At 47.9% G+C, this 22,794-nt stretch carries 19 protein-coding genes; 11 read left to right on the plus strand and 8 right to left on the minus strand.

What is annotated here, in order from left to right; translation table 11 throughout:
- Nucleotides 1-53: 53 nt before the first annotated feature.
- Nucleotides 54-1,829, minus strand: a complete 1,776-nt coding sequence (locus KFF03_RS13365; protein ID WP_255857424.1) for a HAMP domain-containing sensor histidine kinase — start codon at nt 1,827-1,829, stop codon at nt 54-56.
- A gap of 131 nt (nt 1,830-1,960) precedes the next feature.
- Nucleotides 1,961-3,385 (minus strand): signal recognition particle protein, encoded by a 1,425-nt coding sequence (gene ffh / locus KFF03_RS13370; protein WP_255857425.1) that lies wholly within the window; start codon nt 3,383-3,385, stop codon nt 1,961-1,963.
- Nucleotides 3,386-3,592: 207 nt separating this feature from the next.
- On the opposite strand from ffh, the gene KFF03_RS13375 reads away from it, so the two are divergent.
- The 6 genes from KFF03_RS13375 (at nt 3,593) to KFF03_RS13400 (ending at nt 11,894) form a co-directional block, all read left to right on the plus strand.
- The gene (locus KFF03_RS13375) at nt 3,593-4,393 is read left to right on the plus strand and encodes an inner membrane protein YpjD (RefSeq protein WP_255857426.1); all 801 of its coding nucleotides are present in this window, start codon (nt 3,593-3,595) and stop codon (nt 4,391-4,393) included.
- 205 nt (nt 4,394-4,598) lie between these two features.
- Nucleotides 4,599-5,891 carry an HlyC/CorC family transporter gene (locus KFF03_RS13380; protein WP_255857427.1) on the plus strand — a complete coding sequence of 431 codons (1,293 nt, stop codon included), beginning with the start codon at nt 4,599-4,601 and terminating at the stop codon, nt 5,889-5,891.
- Nucleotides 5,892-5,990: 99 nt separating this feature from the next.
- A complete protein-coding gene (metG, locus tag KFF03_RS13385) occupies nt 5,991-8,120 on the plus strand; it encodes a methionine--tRNA ligase (RefSeq protein ID WP_255857428.1) in 2,130 nt (709 codons plus the stop codon).
- A gap of 198 nt (nt 8,121-8,318) precedes the next feature.
- Entirely contained in the window at nt 8,319-9,176 is an 858-nt protein-coding gene (locus KFF03_RS13390) for a TraB/GumN family protein (RefSeq protein ID WP_255857429.1), read from the plus strand.
- A 99-nt stretch (nt 9,177-9,275) separates the two neighbouring features.
- Nucleotides 9,276-10,142: a Tim44 domain-containing protein gene (locus KFF03_RS13395; RefSeq protein WP_255857430.1), complete on the plus strand. Its 867-nt coding sequence runs from the start codon at nt 9,276-9,278 to the stop codon at nt 10,140-10,142.
- A gap of 228 nt (nt 10,143-10,370) precedes the next feature.
- Nucleotides 10,371-11,894 (plus strand): OmpP1/FadL family transporter, encoded by a 1,524-nt coding sequence (locus tag KFF03_RS13400; RefSeq protein WP_255857431.1) that lies wholly within the window; start codon nt 10,371-10,373, stop codon nt 11,892-11,894.
- A 97-nt stretch (nt 11,895-11,991) separates the two neighbouring features.
- Here the strand turns inward: KFF03_RS13400 and KFF03_RS13405 are convergent, their stop codons facing one another.
- Nucleotides 11,992-12,564, minus strand: a complete 573-nt coding sequence (locus KFF03_RS13405) for a TetR/AcrR family transcriptional regulator (protein WP_255857432.1) — start codon at nt 12,562-12,564, stop codon at nt 11,992-11,994.
- 293 nt (nt 12,565-12,857) lie between these two features.
- Complete coding sequence (orn, locus tag KFF03_RS13410; protein ID WP_255857433.1) at nt 12,858-13,400, minus strand: oligoribonuclease; 543 nt, start codon at nt 13,398-13,400, stop codon at nt 12,858-12,860.
- 136 nt (nt 13,401-13,536) lie between these two features.
- Here orn and rsgA point away from each other — a divergent pair, with 136 nt between their 5' ends.
- Complete coding sequence (gene rsgA, locus KFF03_RS13415) at nt 13,537-14,580, plus strand: small ribosomal subunit biogenesis GTPase RsgA (RefSeq protein ID WP_255857434.1); 1,044 nt, start codon at nt 13,537-13,539, stop codon at nt 14,578-14,580.
- A gap of 42 nt (nt 14,581-14,622) precedes the next feature.
- On the opposite strand, the gene motB is transcribed toward rsgA, so the two are convergent.
- Together motB and motA are read right to left on the minus strand one after the other, a co-directional pair.
- Nucleotides 14,623-15,660, minus strand: a complete 1,038-nt coding sequence (gene motB / locus KFF03_RS13420) for a flagellar motor protein MotB (RefSeq protein ID WP_255857435.1) — start codon at nt 15,658-15,660, stop codon at nt 14,623-14,625.
- The gene (motA, locus tag KFF03_RS13425) at nt 15,660-16,511 is read right to left on the minus strand and encodes a flagellar motor stator protein MotA (protein WP_255857436.1); all 852 of its coding nucleotides are present in this window, start codon (nt 16,509-16,511) and stop codon (nt 15,660-15,662) included. Before motA ends, motB begins: the two co-directional genes overlap by 1 nt.
- A gap of 134 nt (nt 16,512-16,645) precedes the next feature.
- Here motA and KFF03_RS13430 point away from each other — a divergent pair, with 134 nt between their 5' ends.
- From KFF03_RS13430 to asd, 3 genes are all read left to right on the plus strand, one after another.
- Nucleotides 16,646-18,247, plus strand: coding sequence for an HDOD domain-containing protein (locus KFF03_RS13430; protein WP_255857437.1), 1,602 nt, complete (start codon nt 16,646-16,648; stop codon nt 18,245-18,247).
- Nucleotides 18,248-18,344: 97 nt separating this feature from the next.
- Nucleotides 18,345-19,169 (plus strand): sulfurtransferase, encoded by an 825-nt coding sequence (locus KFF03_RS13435; protein ID WP_255857438.1) that lies wholly within the window; start codon nt 18,345-18,347, stop codon nt 19,167-19,169.
- A 10-nt stretch (nt 19,170-19,179) separates the two neighbouring features.
- The gene (gene asd, locus KFF03_RS13440; RefSeq protein WP_255857439.1) at nt 19,180-20,046 is read left to right on the plus strand and encodes an archaetidylserine decarboxylase; all 867 of its coding nucleotides are present in this window, start codon (nt 19,180-19,182) and stop codon (nt 20,044-20,046) included.
- Between the two features lie 45 nt (nt 20,047-20,091).
- Here the strand turns inward: asd and epmA are convergent, their stop codons facing one another.
- The gene (gene epmA, locus KFF03_RS13445; RefSeq protein ID WP_255857440.1) at nt 20,092-21,015 is read right to left on the minus strand and encodes an EF-P lysine aminoacylase EpmA; all 924 of its coding nucleotides are present in this window, start codon (nt 21,013-21,015) and stop codon (nt 20,092-20,094) included.
- 106 nt (nt 21,016-21,121) lie between these two features.
- Nucleotides 21,122-21,688 carry an elongation factor P gene (efp, locus tag KFF03_RS13450; protein WP_255857441.1) on the minus strand — a complete coding sequence of 189 codons (567 nt, stop codon included), beginning with the start codon at nt 21,686-21,688 and terminating at the stop codon, nt 21,122-21,124.
- 36 nt (nt 21,689-21,724) lie between these two features.
- On the opposite strand from efp, the gene epmB reads away from it, so the two are divergent.
- Nucleotides 21,725-22,762, plus strand: coding sequence for an EF-P beta-lysylation protein EpmB (gene epmB / locus KFF03_RS13455; protein ID WP_255857442.1), 1,038 nt, complete (start codon nt 21,725-21,727; stop codon nt 22,760-22,762).
- The last annotated feature ends 32 nt before the right edge of the window (nt 22,763-22,794 follow it).

The raw sequence follows: 22,794 nt of genomic DNA on the forward strand, positions 1-22,794 counted from the left end.
TACGAAAAAAGGATCAATATTCCAATAGTGTTATAAGTCAATGCTAGGCAATGTTATTCAATTATAGTGGCCAGCTGCTGCCGGGTTAACGGTTTACGCATCAACTGCACATGTTGTTCTATTCCTTTATCCAGGTGCTGACCCGCAAACATCAGACCAACCAATTTAACGGATGACTGCTGGCAACGATGAATCAGATCTGACCAATCAATGCCTGGTATTTCCTGATCAACCAACAGATATTTCGCCTCACTTAACGGTAGTATTTCGGTTGAGGCAAGAACCTGAATATTTCCCTGACCTTCTTTTTCAAACCAGTCTTTTAATAAAACCGATTGTGTCACACACAACACAGAACTGTTTTCAGAAAGCGGAAGCCGGGGAATGGTGTCATGGCTGACGGCCGGTGTTTTCACCGAAAATGAAAATAAAGACCCTTCCGGGCTGGAATGCTCCAGGCACAGACGACCGCTCATTAACTCACAAATTTTCTGAGCAATGGAAAGACCGAGGCCATTACCGTCATGTTGCCGCGAGTGGGAGTTATCAATCTGATGAAATATTTCAAAAACAGATTGCTGGGCCTCCGGTGGAATACCAATGCCGGTATCACGAACTTCTGCACTCAACTCGCCATTCCGCCAATGAACACTCACCGAAACACCGCCGATACTAGTGAACTTTAATGCATTGGCAATCAGGTTAATAAAGACCTGACGCAAGCGTACAGCATCAAACTCAAGATGCTGAGGAATGCTTTCGTCTAAATAAATAACTACATCCAATTTTTTGGCCGCCGCCTGAGCACTGAACATCTTACTCAGGTTATTAAAAAATATCTGGGTATCGATGACTTCCGGGCGTAACACCAAACCGTTAGCTTCAATTGCCGCGGTATCAAGAATTTGATTCACCGTATCCAACAGAATCTGAGCGCTATGTGCCGATAGCTCGGTAAACTCACGCTGTTCTTCATCCAGATCTGTTTCCAGCAGCAGCTGATTCACGCCAAGAACACCATTAATCGGCGTACGCAGCTCGTGGCTCATATTCGATAAAAACTGACTTTTGACCTTACTGGCGTCTTCGGCAATTTGAGTCGCTTGTTTCAGCTCTTTTTCAAGAATTTTTGCCTGATGAATATCATCCTGAAGCTGATGATTTAATCCTCGTAGCTCGGTGTTCATCTCCGAATGTGTTTTATGATAGGCCCAAATTAAGGGGGCGACGATAAAGGCCAATAACAGGCTAAAGCCAAACACATACAACATGTCATCAATTAGCGCCTGTTCAATTACCGTAATGTCCATATCAGCGGCTGCCACATAAGGCAAACCGCCAGGTGATTTCAATGGTAATAAAATGGTACGGAACAAGCCCCAACGGTCACCAGCAGTCACATATACCGGTTCCGTCGCATACATGGCGTCATAATATTTTTGTGCACCTTCCGGGTAGTCTGTCCAATAGGTGACGACCTGATCATTTTTGACATCCGCTTCGGTGTAGTTACAGGTCGTAAAATAGATTTCACCGTCGACCATCACATAGCTGTAGATGTAGGTCATATCGGCGGTTTTGGCGTGCTGAGTTAACAACTCAAGGTTATGACTATCCTGCTCGGGGGTGATTGCATCCGCTGTACGGGCAATATCGTGAAAATCGCCCGGTAATAACGTTGGCAGGTTACTGGCGGCGGCATACAGACGGGCATCAATGTCTTCCAAATAACGCTGGCGTTCCAACATGTAGCTGATAAAGGCTACCGCAATGATGCCTACAAGATATATAAGAACGGCAGCGGTTAAACGCCGGGTGGCTCTATCCATATAATTCTGGCTCCTTTGAGACAAACGCCAGGTAGCTGTGGAAAACAATTAGCATAACAGGATAACAAAAAGGCCTCACTGTCATTCAGCGGGCCTTTTTCTCAATTCAAGCAAATAAGATTGTAATCAGTTTAACGCATCATTGGCGGCATGCCACCCGGTGGCATTCCACCACCGCCCATACCACCTGGACCACCCATGCCTCCAGGGCCGCCCATCGATCCCATGGCACGCATCATTTTACGCATACCACCTTTGGCTGTGACTTTCTTCATCATCTTCTGCATCTGCTTATGTTGCTTCAGCAGACGGTTAATATCCTGAATCTGGGTGCCGGAGCCGTTGGCAATACGTTTTTTGCGCGAACCATTGATCTTATCCGGAAATCGACGTTCATCCGGCGTCATTGAGAAGATGATGGATTCCATCTGCTTAAACTGCTTTTCGGCGGCATCGGTTTGTTTTGTCATGCCACCTAAGTTGCCCATACCCGGTAACTTATCCAGCATACCGGTGAGGCCACCCATGTTTTTCATCTGCTGAATCTGATCCAGGAAGTCTTCCAGATCGAAGCCTTTACCTTTCTGGATCTTCTTCGCCAGCTTATCGGCTTTGCTCTTATCAATCTTACGTTCAGCTTCTTCGATCAGAGTAAGAATGTCACCCATATCGAGAATACGGGAAGCCACACGATCCGGGTGGAAAGGCTCCAGTGCATCGGTCTTTTCACCCATGCCCATAAATTTGATTGGTTTGCCGGTAATCTGGCGTACCGATAACGCCGCACCGCCACGGGCATCACCATCAGCTTTGGTCAGAACCACACCCGTCAGTGGTAACGCATCATTAAAGGCTTTGGCGGTATTCGCCGCATCCTGACCTGTCATGGCATCGACCACGAACAGGGTTTCGGTTGGTGTGATGGCTGCATGCAACTGCTGAATTTCAGCCATCATTTCATCGTCTACCGCTAAACGACCGGCGGTATCGACTAACAGTACATCTGCCTGAGCACGTTTAGCCGCATCAATAGCAGCGTTGGCAATAGCAATCGGCTTTTCTTCAACAGAAGACGGGTGGAATAACGCACCGACTTCATTGGCTAGCGTTTCCAGCTGTTTGATCGCCGCCGGACGGTAAACATCAGCCGACACCACCATCACTTTTTTCTTTTCGCGTTCAGCCAGGTATTTGGCCAGTTTACCCACCGTGGTGGTTTTACCAGCACCCTGCAAACCGGCCATCAGCACCACAACCGGCGGCTGAGCTGCCAGATTCAGGCTCTCATTGGAGGAACCCATAACGCTCTGCAGTTCATCATGAACAATCTTCAGAAACGCCTGGCCCGGATTCAGGCTTTGCAATACATCAGCACCAATCGCACGCTCTTTTACCTGATTGGTGAATTCTTTCACCACCGGCAGCGCCACATCGGCTTCTAACAGCGCCATACGCACTTCGCGCATCGTGCCTTTAATGTTCTCTTCGGTTAACTTGGCCTGGCCGGTGATACTTTTTAACGCACCGCCCAGGCGATCGGTAAGACTCTCAAACATCGTCAATGACTCTGAAACAGATAAAAATTGCCGCCAGTATAGCCTGAGGCAGGCTTTTTCCCCAACACTCCTGGCGTTAAAACCGTGGCAAGATGATGATTTCGACAATAAAAAGTGCGACACTCAATCGTTTTACAGACTGACTATCTTTGCCTTGCTGTTCATTGTCTTCATCAGGAACCGCGGCAAAGTCAAAGAGGACATCGTATGTCAGGGTTGTCACTGGCGTTACCCGCCGCCGGTTTTTATCTGTTTAGTGCCTTGCGCCAATGGTTAACGGTAGCCGGTAAACAACCGGCCAACCGCGGCTTAGTACTTTCTGCCGCCATGGTCGCTGCACTGCTGCACCTGGGCTATCTCGGCCGCGATATTCTGGGCGGCCAATATATCAACTTCGCATTATTTGAAGTGGGTTCATTGATCAGCTGGGTCATCACACTACTATTGCTGTTTTCCAGCTGGAAAAAACCCATCGATAATCTGTTGATTGGCCTGTTGCCGATGGCAGCGATAATCCTGATTTTTGCCGCTTTTTCTGATCAGCACGTACCTTTAAAAGACATCAATTATGGCCTGGCCTGGCATATCCTGTTAGCCATTCTGGCTTACAGTGTTTTTACCATTGCTGCGGTGCAATCAGTGCTGCTGTATTTACAGGATCAGAGCCTGAGAAAGCATCATTTCCGTGGGCTGGTGCAGAATCTTCCACCTTTGCAGACTATGGATTTGCTGTTGTTTGAAATGATCTGGCTAGGCATGTTTTTGCTAACTGCCTCGTTTGTGATTGGTTTCCCGAGTGTGATTGATCTAAAAGCGCAATTCCTGATTCACAAAGTGGTGTTTGCAGTGATTGGCTGGCTGGTCTTTGCTACCCTGTTATTTGGGCGTTATCGCTTTGGTTGGCGGGGTGTGATTGCCAGCCGCTGGACCATCATTGGCACCGGCTTTCTGATTTTGTCGTATTTTGGCTCTAAGTTTGTCGTCGAGGTTTTGCTGGACAAGGGCTGAAACGAAAAGACTCCTTGCTTTTCAAAGCAGCAACAGGATGTTGCGGTAGCTCAGTAGGCACAGGGATGTGCCTTCTGAGCGGCGGCTGAAAAGTAAGGTTTCTTTGAAGTGCTTCCTGACGAATTACTCCAAGCCATTGACACCACACACCTCCTGCCTATGATGAGCGCATCCTTATTTTGATTATTAACCACAGGAACCCGTCTTGAACGACGTCCCCTTAAGTGTGCTGTTCAGCATACTGGCACTTCTGATTGTTTTTTCCGGATTTTTCTCCAGCTCTGAAACCGGCATGATGTCGCTCAACCGTTATCGCCTGCGTCACCTGGTGAAAAACAAACACAAAGGCGCACAACGAGCAGCAAAATTGTTGGAAAAACCAGACCGCCTGATTGGTACCATCCTGACGGGTAACAACCTGGTGAACTTTGCAGCGGCCGCGCTGGCCACCATCATCAGTCAACGCTTATGGCCGGATAATCCCGATTTGGCGGTGTTTGTAAACACTATCTTATTCACCTTAGTGGTGCTGATTTTTGCCGAACTAACCCCTAAAACCCTGGCGGCCATCGCGCCAGAGAAAATTGCCTTTCCAGCCTCCAGAGTCCTGGCCGGGTTACAGTGGTTGCTGTACCCGTTTGTGTGGTTAGTGAATACCATCGCCAATGGTTTGTTAAAGCTGATCCGGGTCGATGTGAATAACCCAACGCCGGATAATTTATCCACTGAAGAGTTACGCACCGTAGTGCGAGAAGCAGGCTCTATGATTCCTCAGCGCCACCAGCATATGCTGATCAGTATTCTTGATCTGGAAAAAATGACGGTGAATGACATTATGGTGCCGCGTACCGAAGTGTTTGGTATCGACCTGGATGATGATCTGTCGACCATTCAACAGCAACTGCGCACCACCCAGCACACGCGAATGCCGGTCTATCGCGGTGAGATTAATGAAGTAGTCGGAATTCTTCATACCCGGAATATCAGTCGCTTTCTCGCCTCCGGTGAATATCTGAAAGAGGAACTGGAAAAAGTCATTCGTGAGCCGTATTTCATTCCTGAAAGTACCCCGCTGCATACTCAGCTATTCAACTTCCAGAAAAATCAGCGTCGTATGGCTCTGGTGGTCAATGAATACGGTGATGTTCAGGGCATCTGTACGCTGGAAGACATTCTTGAGGAAATCGTTGGTGAATTCACCACCGACGTGGCTACCACAAGCTCGCCCGATGTACACCCGCAGGAAGACGGCAGCTTTATCATCGATGGCACAGCCTTTGTACGTGACGTCAATAAGGCATTACAGTGGGCATTACCAACGGATGGCCCAAAAACCATCAGCGGTCTGATCGTGGAAGCACTTGAGCACATCCCCGACACTCAAGTTTGCCTGGTGATTGACCATTACCGCATCGAAATTCTGCAAATCAAAGACAACACCATTCGCACCGCCCGCGTTACCGTCGTACCGGGCAGTGAACCCGTCGTAGCCGAATAACCGGCTACGACGTCTTCAGACTAACTCGTACTTTGTTTACTGCAAGCGCTGTCGCTCGTACAATGTCGCCCTTTATTTTTAGCGCGCAGAACGAGTTCCATGACAGATCACGCAACGAACAGCCGTAAAATTCTGGTCACCAGTGCCTTGCCGTATGCCAACGGCTCCATTCATTTAGGCCATCTGCTGGAATACATCCAGACGGATATCTGGGTTCGCTTCCAGAAAGCCCGTGGCCATCAATGTACCTACGTCTGTGCCGATGATGCTCACGGTACTGCAATCATGCTGCGTGCTGAAAAAGAAGGCATCAGCCCGGAAGAACAAATTGCCCGGGTTAAAGCCGAACACGAAGCTGACTTCGCTGATTTTCAGGTAGCATTTGATAACTTCCACTCGACCCACTCGGACGAAAACCGCGAACTGAGCGCCGCTATTTATAAAGCTTGCCGCGACAAAGGTCATATCAATGTGCGCAGCATTAAGCAGCTATACGATCCGGTGAAAGAGCTGTTTCTGGCGGATCGCTATGTCAAAGGCGAATGCCCGAAATGTGGCACCGAAGACCAATACGGTGACAATTGTGAAAGCTGTGGCGCAACCTACACACCAGGCGAATTAAAGAATCCATTCTCGACCATCTCAGGTGCCACACCGGTTGAAAAAGAATCGGAGCACTACTTCTTCAAGTTGCCAGACTTTGAAGGCTTCCTGAAAGAGTGGACTCGTTCTGGCACATTACAGGATGAAGTTGCGAACAAGCTGGCTGAATGGCTGGATGCTGGTTTGCAGGAATGGGACATCAGCCGTGATGCCCCTTACTTCGGCTTTGAGATTCCGGATGCACCAGGCAAATATTTCTATGTTTGGCTGGATGCGCCGATCGGTTATATGGCCAGTTTCAAAAACCTGTGTGACCGTCGTGACGATTTAGACTTTGACGAATACTGGAAACCCGGCTCAGATGCTGAGGTTTATCACTTTATCGGCAAAGACATCATCAACTTCCACGCGCTGTTCTGGCCATCTATGCTTACGGCTGCTGAATACCGCACACCAACAGCCGTTAATGCTCACGGGTTTGTGACGGTAAATGGTGCAAAAATGTCGAAGTCACGCGGCACTTTTATTAAGGCCCGTACCTTCCTGAATCATTTAAACCCGACGTACCTGCGTTATTACTTCGCCGCCAAACTGAGTGCCAGCGTAGATGATTTTGACCTGAACCTGGAAGACTTCGTACAGCGTGTCAATACCGACCTGGTGAACAAGTTGGTGAATATCGCCAGCCGTACCGCCAACTTTGTTAAAAAGTCCGGCGGCAAGCTGAGTGACACCTGTGTCGAACAGGAAATGGTACAAAGCTTTATTGATCGCGGTGACGTGATTGCGGAAATGTACGAACAGCGCGAATTTGGCAAAGCCATGAAAGAAATCATGACCCTTGCTGACCGCGCCAATGAATACATTCAAGCCAAACAACCTTGGGCAATGAATAAAGAAGAAGGTCGCGAGCAGGAAGTACTGGAAGTATGCTCCGTTGCCATCAACCTGTTCCGCCAACTGGTGACGTATCTGGCGCCGGTTCTGCCGGAAATCGCTGAAAAAACTCAGGCCTTCCTGAATTTGGAATCACTGGATTGGGATGCTCGTCGTGACATTCTGCTGGGCCATGAGATTAATAAATTTAAGCCGATGCTGAGCCGCGCTGAGATGGAAAAGGTTGAAGCCATTCTGGAAGAAACCAAAACTGAGCTAGCCAAAGAAAACGGCGAAGCACCTGTTGCAACTGATGCTAAAGCAGGCGCCAAAGCCGCTGAGAAAAAGCCGGCTAAAAAAGAGAAAAAGCCTCGCAAGAAAGGTCCAGAGCTTAGAGAAGACGGTAACGAAGTTATCGCTCCGGAAATCCAGTTTGATGATTTTGCCAAAGTGGATTTACGTGTTGCCAAAATCCTGAATGCACAACACGTTGAAGGTGCCGATAAATTATTGCAGTTAACGCTGGATATTGGTAACGGCGACGTTCGTAATGTCTTTTCGGGTATTAAATCCGCCTATGCGCCGGAAGACCTGATCGGCAGCCTGACAGTGATGATTGCCAACCTGGCACCGCGCAAAATGAAGTTTGGTATGTCAGAAGGTATGGTGCTGGCGGCCGGTCCGGGCGGTAAAGATATCTGGCTGCTGGAGCCAGATGAAGGTGCCAAGCCTGGTATGCGGATTCTGTAAGAACTGCAAGAATCTGTGATGGATGTTTTTAAAAGCAGCAACAGGACGTTGCGGGCCCATCGTAGGCACAGGGATGTGCCTTGCGATGGGTGCGGCTAAAAATATCCATTGCAAATTCTTGGTTGCTTTCGAGTGACAGTAAAACGCCCAAACAGTATGCTGCTTGGGCGTTTTTTATTACCTGACAAGGACTTCCCTATGCGTCTGATACTCAGCCTGATTTTTTCCCTTATTTGTTTATCAACACTGGCCGAAACCTCTCTATGGAAAGTCAGCAACGGCGACAAGCATATTTATCTGGGCGGCACGTTTCATATGCTGGCGGAGTCGGATTATCCATTACCCGCTGAGTTTGAAGATACCTATCAGAAAGTGAACTGGCTGGTATTTGAAACCGACATCAGTGCGCTCGAAAGTGCTGAGTTTCAACAGCAGTTTCAGCAAGCCTTTTTATTACCCGCCGGAGAAACACTCAAAACCGCCTTATCGGACACAGCGTTTCAGCAACTCAGTGATTACTGCCAGCAAAATCAGATCGACCTGCGCCCTTTTATGCCCTTTAAACCACAATTTATCAGCCTGATTATTGTGGTGCAGGAACTGCAGAAATACGGTTTAACCGCAGAAGGTGTGGATAATTATTTTTATAACAAAGCCAAAGCCGACAACAAACTGACCACCCAACTGGAAAGCCCGAACCAGCAGCTGCATTTTCTGGCGAATATGGCCGACGGCAACGAAGATAATCTGATTCAGCAAACCTTAGCTGACGCCAAAGAATTAGAAAGCATGATGGACGGTATGCGTAAAGCGTGGCGCGATGGTGATGACAAAACCATGGATATTCTGGGTATTAAACCCATGCAGCAGGATTACCCTAAAATTTATCAGAGTTTACTGGTTGAGCGGAATAATAACTGGATGCCTCGCATCGAAACCTTATTAACTCATCAAGAACCTAAACTTGTCCTTGTGGGCGCTTTACACCTGGCAGGTCAGGACGGTTTATTAGCTCAATTAAAAAACAAGGGGTATCGCGTCGCTCAAGTGCCATAACAAGAGTAATAAAGCCCCTGATGAATAAAGCAATGATATACTCTGTCGCCACAATAAAACCCATAAAATCACTCTGATAAATAGCACTGGAATAACCGAATGAAATCATTTCTGACTCTATTAACGTCACTTTGTTTGGTTTTCGCCTTTGTTGGTGAAGCCCAGGCCAAACGTTTTGGCGGTGGAGGCTTTGGCAAAAGCCACAAAACCACACCTTTCTTCAAGAAAAAGCAGGAACCTCAAAAACAAGCAGACCAGAAAAATGGCCAGAACCAGCCAGCACAAAAAGGCCGGGGCCTGATGGGTGGCATGTTAGGTGGTTTATTGGCTGGCGGCCTGTTTGCTTACCTGCTGGGCAGCGGTGCCTTTGAAGGCATTCAGTTTATGGATATTCTGCTGCTGGCGGCAGTTGCCTTTATTGCGTTGAAGATTTTCCGCTCGATGGCTGCAGGTCAACGCCAGCCTGCGCACGCTGGTGTTAGTAGTAATGGTACTGGCCAAGCGATGCAACGCCAAAGTGTTGAAATGCCCCCCAAAGCTGGTGCCGCGCAGATGTTTGATACTGGCAGCAGTCATGACGAAACGCCCTTAAATCTGCCACAAGGGTTTGATGTCGAAGCCTTTGTTCAGGGTTCACTGGAACATTATCGCACCGTTCAACAGGCCTGGAACGATGGTAATCTGGAAGTGATCGAAGAATATGTGTCAGCCCCGCTGTTTGCCGGTTTAAAACAACAACGTGAACGCCTGATGGTGCCACCACAAACGGAAATTCTGGATCTGAACGCCGAGATCGTCCGCGCCGATCAGACTGGTTCTGTGGCCGAAATCAGCATTTTGTTCCGTGGTTTATGTAAGGATGAACTGGAAAAATCCGAAGATGGTATTTTTGATACCTGGCACCTGGAGCGTGATACCGCAGTCGAAGGTTCTAACTGGGTGATTGTTGGCATCGAAGCCGAATAAACCTCCGATTATTATTCTGAGGCTGGTGCAGTGCCAGCCTCAGACCTTTCTTGCTTGAGAGCATACTTTCAAGCCATCAATAAAGATAAAATTTCACAACTACATTTCCCCAAGTTACACAAATGTCACAAATTGTTACATTTTAAAGCAAAGTAGCTGGCATAATTCCCGACCTTTGCGGTGTGTTTACACCGTCAACTTAAAATCATAATCTCCAAGGACTCTCTTATGTTGAAGCAAACCTCAGTCTTATCTGTGGCGGTTATGCTTGCCTCTCAGGCAATGGCATCGGGTTTTAAAATTAATGAACAGGCCACCAGTGGTTCAGGCAGAGCTTTTGCTGGCAGCGCTGCAGTAGCTGACGATGCATCCGTTGTGTTTTTTAACCCGGCAGGCATGAGTCGCCTTGAGCGTTCTCAAGGGAGCTTTGGATTTTCCTATCTTCATCTCGAAGGCAGTTTTGAGGGGGTAAGAACAGATGCCGCAGGCGTTCCCAGCACACTGCCCGCTACACCTGAAACACCGTATGGTGAAGCCGGTACCTATAATGATGGCGGTGATTTTTTACCAAATGCCGTTATTCCTTTTGGCTATTATGTCCATAAGTTAGATGACAAAGCAGCGATTGGCATTGGTGTTTTTGCTCCATTCGCAACTCATACAAATTATGCTCAGGGCTCCCTACAGGGAAGCCTCGCAGATGAAACTCAGTTAACCACCATTGATATTCAACCAAGTTTTTCCTATCAATTAACAGAAACCTTCTCATTTGGTGTCGGTATCGACATTGTTTACGCCAAAGGTTTATTAAGCACAGAAGTGGATCTGGTGCCATTATCAGCCGCTTATTCTGCCGCCGATGCTGGCCAACAAATTAACCCTGAAGACTACCGCGGTTATGAGAATAAATTTGAAGTAACCGGTGAGGACGTCGGTTATGGCTGGAACTTCGGCATGATGTGGGATGTATTGCCAAGCACCACGCTGGGCTTTGCCTACCGCTCCGATGTTGACTTTGACCTTGAGGGTGAAGCCGAATTCAAGCAATCCGAAGGAGTGATGGCTTATGCTGAGCAGTTAAATAGACTGGTTCCAGCAGATGTTAATGCTGATAAAACACTAATCAACGCACTACAGTCTGGATTCCAGGACACGACACTGCTGGATGCCAATGGCAACCCAGCAACCGGAACAGTTGCCAAACAAGACGCCCGAGTACCATTAACTGGTGCTCGCTCGGCTACCTTCAGTGTCGCTCATGACTACGATGACCGCCTGAAACTGTTGGCTGGTGCTACATGGACAGATTGGTCTTCATTCCAAAATTTTGACATTATCGCTACCGATAGTGGTGTTATTGATGACTTGGCTGGTTTGGGTGAAAACTACATAGGTCGATTTGTCCAGAAATGGCACGATACAATCTCATATTCTGTCGGAGGTGAGTACTTGGTCAATCAAGACTGGGTCATACGCACAGGTTATGCTTTTGATGAATCCCCTGTTAAGCCCAAATATCGCGCTTCACGTGTTCCAGATAATGACCGCCAGTGGTTAACAGTAGGGGCGACGTACACCTTAAGTAAACACTGGAGTTTTGATGCAAGTGCCGCGTATATGTTCATGGATAAATCTAAAGTAGATGAGTACAGCTACGATCTAGATGGCAACAGACAAGGATTACAAAACCTGAAAGGTGAGTACGAAATAGACGCAATGGGTGTATCTTTTCAGGCTAACTATCGCCTGTAATAAAAACTGCGTCTACGAAGAAAGCGCGCCAATAATAAAAAACAGTCTGGAAACATTCGTTTCACAGGCTGTTTTTTATAGGATATACCTGAACCAGTCAGGTGTGTGCTAAGGATTCGACCAAGCGGGTAGCTGCCCGACCAGAGCGCTCATTAAGACCTTCGACATTCATAGCACGATAAATCTGCGCATTCGAATAGATAGCACTGATGCCCACAGCAACCGCATTAATTGCTTCATCAGAAGCGTCCAAATAATGTCGCTTAAGATAAACCACCAGAAACTGCTTGAGCATTTCACCCCAACGCTTTAACAAAGCATCAATCGATTCATCTTCCTGTGCTGAAGCCGCAAGGGAATAGGCCAATCGTGCAGTATCACAATCACGTTGAAATAACGCAGTGACAAATTGTTCAGTGCTATCCGTATTATTTTCAGCGTCTTGTAAATAACGGATGAATTCATCACAGCGCTGCTCAAATCGCCTCATCAATCCCTGAAGAAGATCACGACGATTACCAACATTGTGACGTATTAAAGGACGTGCCAGGCAAGCCTGATCTGCAATACGCTCCAACGTAGCACCTTCAAGACCGTGGCGAGCAACACAGGTTTCATAAGCATCCATCACTTGCTGGTAACGCTGTTCTTTCAGACTTGGTCGGGACACTCTGATAACCCACTGTTAACTTACGACAACTGGATTATATTAAAAAGGATTCTTATTACAATTTTACATTTTGACAATTTTCAGTTTCCCCCGATATCCGTGAAAAATCCGCAGCCGAAGCGCATAAAATCCGATTATCTGCGATGAATATCGCTGGTAGAGGAACAATCGGACTTCGCCATTCAAAGTCCGATCAGGAAGAAGCAGTTAAAAAGGAGCAACAAAAACGGCAATTACAAAGACAGTATCTACAAAGACAGTATCTACAAAGACAGTATCTACAAAGACAGTATCTACAAAGACAGGAGAGTACGGCGGTAGTGAGCCATTTCATCAATGGATTCTTTGATGTCATCCAATGCCAGGTGAGCCCCCTTCTTCTTAAAAGAAGAAACAACTTCCGGCTTCCAGCGCTTAGCCAGCTCTTTGACTGTGCTGACATCAATATTGCGATAATGCATATAAGCTTCAAGTTCTGGCATGTACTTCACCAGGAAGCGGCGATCCTGATGAATACTATTACCGCATAACGGTGAGCAACCCTCTTTAACGTGCTCACGTAAAAACGCCAGTGTCTGTAACTCAGCATCACGTGCCGATACCTGACTTTCACGAACCCGCTGGGTCAAACCCGAGTTACCATGGGTTTTGGTATTCCACTCATCCATCGCATCCAGCAATACATCCGGCTGATGAATCGCCAGCACTGGGCCTTCGGCAATGATGTTCAGGTCTTTATCGGTAACCAGGGTGGCAATTTCGATGATGACATCCTGCTCCGGCTCCAGCCCGGTCATTTCCAGGTCCATCCACACCAGATTTTCTTTTTGACTCATAAGCATTCGCCTTTTGCACGCCCTTGAATTGAAAGCGCGCCAGTTTATCAGCTTGCTATTGCACTGTCGTCAGCCAACCCGGACAATACCTGCTCATTCACCATCTCTATCCGGAAGTCGGCGATAGCACTCCAATATGGCAAAACGCAAACTGACCAAACGCCAGGCCTGGCGCGTTGAAAAGATCCAGCAAGAAAAAGCGAAGCGGGCTGAACGCAAAGAAAATGATATTGCTGAACAGCTGAATGCGGGGGAACTGGGCGATGAATGTCATGGTCAGGTGATTGCACACTTCGGCACCCAGGTTGAGATTGAAGACGGTCAGCGTCAGAAATACCGTTGTTATTTGCGTGCCAATTTAGGCTCTCTGGTGACGGGTGATCGGGTGGTATTTCGCCCTGGCCCGGAAGTCAATCATGCCTCTAATGATGAAAAAGTACGCACCGGCGTGGTTGAAACGGTTACTGACAGAACATCAGAATTATCCCGACCAAACCCTTATAACGAAATCAAACCCGTCGCAGCCAATATCGATTTTATTGTGCTGGTGATTGCCCCTGAACCTGAGGCTCACGCCAACCTGATTGACCGTTATCTGGTGGCCGCAGAGAATTGCCGGATTGAGCCAATTATTCTGTTAAATAAAACCGATTTAATTAATGACTCCAACCGCCAGCGCTTCGATGAGTTATTAACCACTTATGAGCAGCTGGGCTATCGCACCTTACGGGTATGCAGCAAGCAGGAAAGCAGCCTGAGCGAATTTAAACAATTCCTGAATGATCGCATTAGCGTTTTTGTTGGTCAGTCTGGCGTCGGTAAATCGTCTTTAATTGATACCCTGTTACCGGAAGAAGAATTAAAAGTGGGTGCATTATCGGCGGCCACCAAAAAAGGACGCCATACCACCACCACCGCACGTTTATATCACTTTCCTGACGGCGGCGACTTAATTGACTCGCCAGGAATTCGTGAGTTTGGTTTATGGCATATGTCAGAAGATGAGGTGATGCAGGGATTTTGTGAAATTCGTGATCTGGCCGGTTATTGCCGCTTCCGCGACTGCAAACACGAAAAAGAACCCGGCTGCGCCATTTTAGAGGCCGTCGAGTCAGGTAAAATCAGCCAATTACGATTCGATAGCTATAAACGAATTTTAGCCACACTGACAGAACTCTGATCGCTGTCAGTGCGGATTAACAGCCTCTGAAATACAAGCCGATTACCAGAAAATTTCTTCACGGTTCGGTGGGTTATCGTAAGTATTTTCTTTGCTTTCTCGTTGTTTGCGCAACTCATCTAACAATGATCCGGCTTTATTAATCACGGGTTTGCGATCATCGTTATCAGCCGCTTTATCTTCACCGTCATTAATAAACTCAATATCCGGATTGTCTGCGGCACCAGCACGACCACGAATATTGTCATCAGATTGTTTATTCAACATAGTAATGGAGATACGGCGGTTGACCGAATTACCCGGATCATCGGCTTTTAACGGTGCCGTATCGCCCATACCAATTACCTGAGCAATTTGCGATTTTGGAACACCGGCTTCCATCAAGGCACGCCGTGCAGAATCAGCACGCATCGAAGACAAACTCCAATTAACATCGTCTTCTGCACGCACGCCAGCAGCTTTGGAAGAATCGGTATGCCCGGTAATCGACAGGCGGTGCTCCAGCGTTGCTAATACGGGAGCCAATTCCCATAAAATATCTTCCGAATAATATTTTAAGTCGGCACTGCCCGGATCAAACATCGGTCGCTTGGTTTGATCAACGATCTGCAGCCGTAGCCCTTCCGTGGTGATGTCCAGTAACAACTGATTCTTAAACGGACTGAGCGTTGGGCTGGCTTCAATACGCGCTTCAATTTTGGCCTGCATTTCCTGTAAGCGTTTTTGCTCAATGGCATCTGCCAGGTTTTCAATTTCTTCTGCCTGCAGGATTTTTTCCGGATCAATAACTTCAGAAACCGCAATATTGTCTGCTGTGGATGGCGAGCCGCCAAAATCAATAATATAGGCTGAGGGCACCTTATTCCCTTCTTCGAAGGCTTTCGGGTCCTGAAAATAACCAGATATGGCTGCTTTTTCCTGTTCGTTGGACGAGTTAATTACCCACAACACCAGAAACAAGGCCATCATGGCCAATGCAAAGTCGGCCATGGCAACTTTCCAGGCACCACCATGGTCCTCATGTTTTCCTTTTTTATAACGGCGAACAATAATGTTCTGGTGTTGGCCTAAGTTTTCCATCAGCGACCACGAATTTTACTTTCAACTTCATTAAAGCTTGGCCTGCCATGGGTAAAGAGCGCTTTACGGCCAAATTCGACCGCCAGTTGCGGTGGCACACCATTTAAGGAAGCCACAATACATGCCTTAGCGGCTTCATACAGTTTGATTTCATCTTCGGCAATATGACGCATGGTGGCACTGACCGGGCCAGCAAAACCGTAAGACAATAGAACTCCGGAAAAGGTACCAACTAACGCCGCCGCAACATGTTTACCAATTTCAGAAATTTCACCACCAATCGCCCCCATGGTAATGACAATACCCAGCACCGCGGCAACAATACCAAAACCCGGCAATGCATCGGCCACTTTGCCCACCGCCATGCCGGGTTGTTCGAGTTCATGCAGGCGCGCCTCAATTTCCTGATCCATCAGAGATTCCAGTTCAAATGACGTCAGGTTTCCGGCCGCGATAATGCGAAAATAATCGGCGATAAAATTGGCCAGCTCGACATTCGATTGAATGGCCGGATAACGGGAAAAAATAGCGCTGGACTGTGGACTATCCACATCCCCCTCAATTGCCATAATGCCTTCCCGGCGGGCTTTATTCAGAATGTCATAAATCAGGCCCAGCACATCCATGTACATGGCTTTATTCACTTTGCTACCCAAAATAATCTGCGGCGTTAAAGCAAAACAACCTTTAATGACATGCCAGGGGTTCGATAACAAAAAAGCACCAAAAGCGGCGCCAACAATGATCAGAATTTCAAATGGCTGCCACAGTGCTAACAACTGACCATGTGACATCACATAGCCATACAGCACACTACCAAATACAACAAATACGCCAATCAGAAACAGCATTCAGGCAATCCTTTGGGATACACACACCTTCTGGAGGCATTACCGACACGTTCAGGGCAATTACCTTCAGCGGAGATCAAGAATCAAGACTATAGTAAGTAAAGGTCACAATTCGCTGTTATACAAACTGAGACATGACACACTTATCGGTAGTACCCCCTCCCAGCAATCGCTGGTCTGACGTTGCAGCCATGCGCAATTTTCCGATTCTGGCGGAAACCCGCAATCGGGTGCGCAAAAAAATGCAAAGCCATCAGGTTAATTTTGATGATCTGGCGACGGTTGTCGAAAGAGACCCAGCACTTTGCCTTAATCTGATGGTTGCCGCCGTCAGCCAGAACCCTGGCTGCCGGGAGCAAATTTCAGGCGCTGCCAACTGCTTATCATTGCTCGGAATGCAAGAGCTGGTGCGTTTGATCAAACACCTGCCTGTGATTGAAAGCAACAGTGATTCACGCCAGCACCAGCTTTATCGAAGAGCATTACATTGTGCCGATATGGCAGCAGAAATGGCGGCGCACTGGGCCAGGTTACGAGGCAATATCAGTCCGGATTATGCTCGCTGGAACACCCTGATGGTGTGTGCACCATTATGGCAATGGTTATTAAGCGAAGACCTGGCGCAGAATTGGTTGTATTGCCTCAGCGAAGGGCAGGACATTCTTGCCGCCATCAATACCTGCTTTGGCGGCAATCAACTGAAAAACTGGCAGCGACAAGTTAAACAATTGGGATTGCCACCCGCGGCTGTGGATTGTTTCCGCAAAGAAGCAGGATTAACCACTAAACAGTGGAAGTTATTACGTCGCTATGATCCCAGAGATTTTGATAACCAGCGTGAATTATTACATCGCCTGCAACAACCCGAGCTGATCCCCATTATTGCGACAGGCTTGTCTTGGAACTGGCATATCGCCCCGGAAAGTAACAACGCACGCCGTTGGCTGGTGCTGGCCAGTCATTGGTTAGGCAAACCTCAGGCACAAGTCGCGGCCGACTTAAGAATCATCCAGCTGAATGTCAGTCGCCAGCAGAATGATGCTCTTTCAACCGGATTAGCGTTGCTTGCCAGCCCGGTCGCCACTCGTCAGAGTTACCCTAAGGTGATTCCTGCAGTAGTTGAGAAACCAGCCACCGATGACACACCTGAAGAAGCCATTAATATTGGCAAACCAACCACTGAGGTTGTGCAAATTACCCGCAAACCGGATCAGGCCTACCTCAACAAACTACTGACACAACTTCAGCAACAACCGGACAGCTTTGGTGACTGGCATTATTTGATGCGTGGTGTCTTACGCGGTATTTGTCAGGGGTTGGGAATGTCGAGTGCCTGCATTGCCTTACTCAATAAAGACAAAACAGCGCTCAAAGTGTTTTATGCTGAAAATTTGCCAGAACAACATCCATTGCGCAAAGTCGCAATTGATTTACGCCAACCCAATATTTTTAACAAACTGCTGGAGAAACCGGCCAGCCTGAGCCTGACACCAGAAAACCGCGATAAATTCCTGCGCCACTTACCGGGTTCAACTCAGGATATATTGCCCTCCCACTGGGTAACCATGTCGATTGATGCCGGCCATAAACCGATCGGCCTGGTGTTAGCGTTTAATGATAGCGGCCAACAGGTGGTTGAACACAGCGAATACGTCGCTTTTAAAAACCTGTGTTTAACCGCCAGTAAGAGCCTAGCCGAACTGCGCAGTCATACCGCTCAACAGCGCCGCTCCTGACAATTTTTGGCTAATCCGGCCGGGCCCTTCACTGACATTAATGCCCGGCTCGGATACACTATCTATCATTACATTCATCATCCTGTACAGATTCCCAATGGCCTCACTTCCTCTGCTTATTGAACCGCAACAGTTAGCTGACCAGCTGCCGTTAGCAAATACGCTGATTATTGACCAGAGCAAGCTGGAGACTTACCAGCAACACCATATTCCAGGGGCAATTCACCTCGATTTTAAACGCCTTCAACTGGGACAAAAACCCACGCCGGGCGCACTACCTTCTCTAAAAGACCTGTCGGCGCTTTTCAGTGAACTGGGTCTGACTGCCGATACGCATGTGATTGCTTACGATGATGAAGGCGGTGGCTGGGCTGGTCGCCTTATTTGGGCACTGGATATGATTGGCCACCACAGTTATAGCTACCTGAATGGTGGTATTCATGCTTGGTTAAAAGACGGTCTGACTACCGAGTCCGATAACAACGTACCCACTGCATCAGACTATCGCGTCACACAGTTACAACCGGGTTTTGCACTCAGCAAAGAAGAAATTATCACTCGTCTGGGGCACGCGGATTTTGCTATCTGGGATGCCCGCTCAGAAAAAGAATACACAGGCGAAAAAGTGGTATCGGCTCGCGGCGGTCATATTCCAGGTGCCGTCAACTACGAGTGGACCCGCGGCATGAACCCGGAAGACGGTTTACGCATTAACCCTCTGAATGACTTCCGTGAGCTGTTGAACAGCATGGGCATTAACCAAGACAAAGAAATTGTCACCCACTGCCAAACTCACCATCGTTCCGGGTTTACCTATCTGGTGGGTAAAATTTTAAACTTCAATATTAAAGCGTATGCAGGTTCCTGGTCAGAATGGGGTAACGACGAAAACACCCCAATCACCACTGGCGAGCAACCTTGAGGATTTGAGCTTGAGCACTTCATTAAAAGATAAATTATTTATTGCCAGTCAGTACCTGGTGCCACAACACTTATTGTCGCGCGGTATTGGTGCGGTTGCAGCCAGCGAAATTGACTGGATCAAAAACCCGCTAATTCGTGGTTTCATCAAACAGTTTGATGTGAATATGGATGAAGCCCAGCGCCAGAAGCCGGAAGACTTTCGTTGCTTTAATGATTTTTTTACACGCGAATTAAAAGACGATGCGCGCCCTATTGCTAACGGCGACAATATGATTGTCTCTCCAGCCGATGGCGCTGTTTCGCAATTAGGCCCGATTGAAAATGGTCGTATTTTTCAGGCGAAAGGCCAGGATTATTCGTTGATTGAATTATTAGGTGGTGACAGCGAGCGTGCTGCGCCATTTATGGGTGGTGAGTTCTCTACCATTTATTTATCTCCGAAGGATTATCACCGTGTCCATATGCCGGTTACCGGCACACTGCGGGAGATGATTTATGTACCGGGTGATTTATTCTCAGTGAATCAAGTAACGGCCGAAAATGTACCGCGCCTGTTTTCCCGTAATGAACGCGTTGTTGCCATTTTTGATACCGAGCTGGGTCAGATGGCGATGGTATTGGTTGGCGCAATGATTGTGGCCGCTGTTGAAACGATTTGGCATGGACTGGTCACTCCACCGAAGCGCGAACTACGTGTTACGTCGTACCCAAGCCCTGAGCCAATTACCATCGAAAAAGGTGAAGAAATGGGTCGTTTCCTGTTGGGATCAACCGTCGTGTTATGCTTCGAAAAAGGCAAAATGCACTGGCAGGAAACCCTAGACGCAGGCTCTCCGCTGCGTATGGGTGAGAGCATTGCAATGACGCTTGAGTAACACTCTCTTTTTCAGTAACTCTTCCTCGTCGTGCGCAGTTAGTTCTCAAGCGCGCGACCAGGAAAAGCTCAATACCTCATCAATGCTGACATCCAGCATCAGCATTAATAATCGATCAATGCCCATAGCCACACCTGCACACTCGGGTAAACCCTGCTCCATTGCCGCCAATAAACGTTCATCAATGTCACGACCATTGGCTTCCTGCATAAACCGACGACGCTGTTCTTTAGCATCCGTCAACTCATGATAACCATTCGCCAGTTCCACACCGTTTAAATACACCTCAAAACGTTGTGCGACGGCATTGTTTCCCTCTCCGCTGACTTTAGCCAGAGCTGCCTGAGAAGCTGGATAGTTATGAATAAAGACCAGCTTATCCTTGGGTAACGCCGGTTCCACCTGATGACTCATAATCACATCAAGCCAGCCATCACGATTCAGCTCCAGATCAAAGCCAGCAAGTGCAATACCCTGCTCACGAAGTTGGGCTTCTGAAATATTGGGCCAATTAATACCCGCAAATTGTTGCAGTGCTTCGGCATAACTTAAGGTGAGCGCTTCCGGTTCCAGGGAAATGTGTTCTGCTAGCAACAGTTGCAACAAGCGTTCGACTTCTTTCATCAGCTGATGATGATCCCAGCCCACCCGGTACCACTCCAACATGGTAAATTCCGGATTATGTCGCTGCCCGGCTTCTCCTTGGCGGAACACTTTACAGAGCTGATAAATATCACCACTTCCCGCACATAACAGGCGTTTCATGGCATATTCCGGTGAGGTATGCAGATAACGTCCCTGCGCTGCTATCGGCTCAATATTCGGGTCAGTGACCGGAGCCTGGCACAACAGAGGAGTCTCAACTTCCATTATCCCCTGCTCCGCAAAGAAGTTCCGAATCTGGGTATTCACTTCTGCTCGCAGTCGCAGTGCCTGCAACGATGCCCCGGGTAACCAATCTTCTGTCATAACCCTATTCTCTGAAGCCAATTATTCAAAAAGAAAGGGAGCCGAAGCTCCCTTTTCCATTGCTGTGCAGCGTTATCTTGACTGCTCATGCAAAGCAGGCCTGCGTTTATGCACGCCCCACATACTCTCCAGAACGGGTATCAATACGCAGTACTTCACCAATGTTAATAAACAGCGGCACCTTAACCACAGCACCCGTGGTTAACGTTGCCGGCTTAGAACCACCGTTAGCGGTATCGCCTTTCAGGCCCGGGTCTGTTTCTGTCACTTCCAGCTCAACAAAGTTCGGTGGTGCAACCGTTAATACCGCACCGTTAAACAGTGTCACCACGTAGGTTTCCTGTTCTTTTAACCACTTAATGGTATCGCCTAATGCTTCTTCAGAAGCACCGTGTTGTTCAAACGAACCATCTTTTGCCATGAAATGCCAGAACTCACCATCGGTGTACAGGTATTCCATGTCGTATTCCATCACGTCTGCACCTTCCAGTGATTCACCGGATTTGAAGGTGCGTTCCCATACACGACCATTTTTCAGGTTACGCAGCTTCACGCGGTTAAATGCCTGGCCCTTGCCTGGCTTAACATACTCGTTTTCAACAATGGAGCACGGGTCTCCGTCGAGCATTACTTTAAGACCTGATTTGAATTCGTTGGTAGAATAATTCGCCATTTTAAAACCTGATTACTTTTTGGAAGTCGTATCAAAGTGTCTATCATAACCCGAACCAGCGCTGCTGTAGAGCCACAAGATTGGCAACAACTGCTGGCAGGGGCTTTTCGGCGAGCGGACGAGTTACTCGAATATCTGGAGATTCCCCGAGATGCTCTGCCCGTCAGCCAATCAGCACACCATCAGTTCCCAACACTGGTGCCACGGCCGTTTGCGGAGTTAATGGAAAAGGGCAACCTCAACGACCCACTCTTGCGTCAGGTGCTGCCGCTGGATGTTGAAATGGAAAACATGCCCGGTTATGTCACTGACCCGCTAGCAGAAAAACACAGCAATATTCAGCAAGGCATTATTCATAAGTATCATGGTCGGGTATTGTTATTGGCTGCATCAGGCTGTGCTGTCAACTGTCGCTATTGTTTCCGGCGGCATTTTCCTTATGACAATAACCGCATCAGCCGCCAGCAATGGCAGGAAACCTTACAATACGTCGCGGAAGACCCATCCATTGAGGAGGTGATTCTCAGCGGTGGCGACCCACTGATGCTGAAAGACCAGCACCTAGCTGACCTGTGTCAGGCCATTGAAACCATTCCGCACGTCACACGTTTGCGTATTCATTCCCGCCTGCCTGTGGTCATACCACAAAGGATTACTGACGCTCTGTGTTCACTGCTACAACACAGCCGTTTGCACACCAGCCTGGTACTTCATTGTAACCATGCCAATGAACTCACCGATATGCATCGCGCACTCTGGCAAAAACTGCGATTATCTGGCGTAACATTACTCAATCAAGCGGTTTTACTGAAAGGTATTAATAATTCTCTCAGTGTTTTGTCTGATCTGCATAAACAACTGTTTGAATTTGGGGTTTTACCCTATTACCTTCACCTGTTGGATCCCGTGGCAGGAGCGGCACACTTTGACCTGCATAAGCAGGAAGCGTTACAGTTACACCAGCAGATGCTTGAGACAATGCCGGGCTACTTGGTGCCCAGGCTGGTCAGAGAAGAAGGTGGTATGAAGAATAAAACCCCAATCATTGAAACAACGTCTCAAGCTGAAAAATAAAAAGGACATTAACACGACCGTTTTACATCAAT

This window comes from Bacterioplanoides sp. SCSIO 12839, assembly GCF_024397975.1.
Classification (GTDB): Bacteria; Pseudomonadota; Gammaproteobacteria; order Pseudomonadales; family Oceanobacteraceae; genus Bacterioplanoides.

Excerpts from the sequence above, each read along its gene's own strand:
- KFF03_RS13365 (WP_255857424.1), bottom strand. The coding sequence starts at position 1,829 with ATGGATAGAGCCACCCGGCGTTTAACCGCTGCCGTTCTTATATATCTT.
- ffh (WP_255857425.1), bottom strand. The coding sequence starts at position 3,385 with ATGTTTGAGAGTCTTACCGATCGCCTGGGCGGTGCGTTAAAAAGTATC.
- KFF03_RS13375 (WP_255857426.1), top strand. The coding sequence starts at position 3,593 with ATGTCAGGGTTGTCACTGGCGTTACCCGCCGCCGGTTTTTATCTGTTT.
- metG (WP_255857428.1), top strand. The coding sequence starts at position 5,991 with ATGACAGATCACGCAACGAACAGCCGTAAAATTCTGGTCACCAGTGCC.
- KFF03_RS13390 (WP_255857429.1), top strand. The coding sequence starts at position 8,319 with ATGCGTCTGATACTCAGCCTGATTTTTTCCCTTATTTGTTTATCAACA.
- KFF03_RS13395 (WP_255857430.1), top strand. The coding sequence starts at position 9,276 with ATGAAATCATTTCTGACTCTATTAACGTCACTTTGTTTGGTTTTCGCC.
- KFF03_RS13400 (WP_255857431.1), top strand. The coding sequence starts at position 10,371 with ATGTTGAAGCAAACCTCAGTCTTATCTGTGGCGGTTATGCTTGCCTCT.
- orn (WP_255857433.1), bottom strand. The coding sequence starts at position 13,400 with ATGAGTCAAAAAGAAAATCTGGTGTGGATGGACCTGGAAATGACCGGG.
- rsgA (WP_255857434.1), top strand. The coding sequence starts at position 13,537 with ATGGCAAAACGCAAACTGACCAAACGCCAGGCCTGGCGCGTTGAAAAG.
- motB (WP_255857435.1), bottom strand. The coding sequence starts at position 15,660 with ATGGAAAACTTAGGCCAACACCAGAACATTATTGTTCGCCGTTATAAA.
- motA (WP_255857436.1), bottom strand. The coding sequence starts at position 16,511 with ATGCTGTTTCTGATTGGCGTATTTGTTGTATTTGGTAGTGTGCTGTAT.
- KFF03_RS13430 (WP_255857437.1), top strand. The coding sequence starts at position 16,646 with ATGACACACTTATCGGTAGTACCCCCTCCCAGCAATCGCTGGTCTGAC.
- KFF03_RS13435 (WP_255857438.1), top strand. The coding sequence starts at position 18,345 with ATGGCCTCACTTCCTCTGCTTATTGAACCGCAACAGTTAGCTGACCAG.
- epmA (WP_255857440.1), bottom strand. The coding sequence starts at position 21,015 with ATGACAGAAGATTGGTTACCCGGGGCATCGTTGCAGGCACTGCGACTG.
- efp (WP_255857441.1), bottom strand. The coding sequence starts at position 21,688 with ATGGCGAATTATTCTACCAACGAATTCAAATCAGGTCTTAAAGTAATG.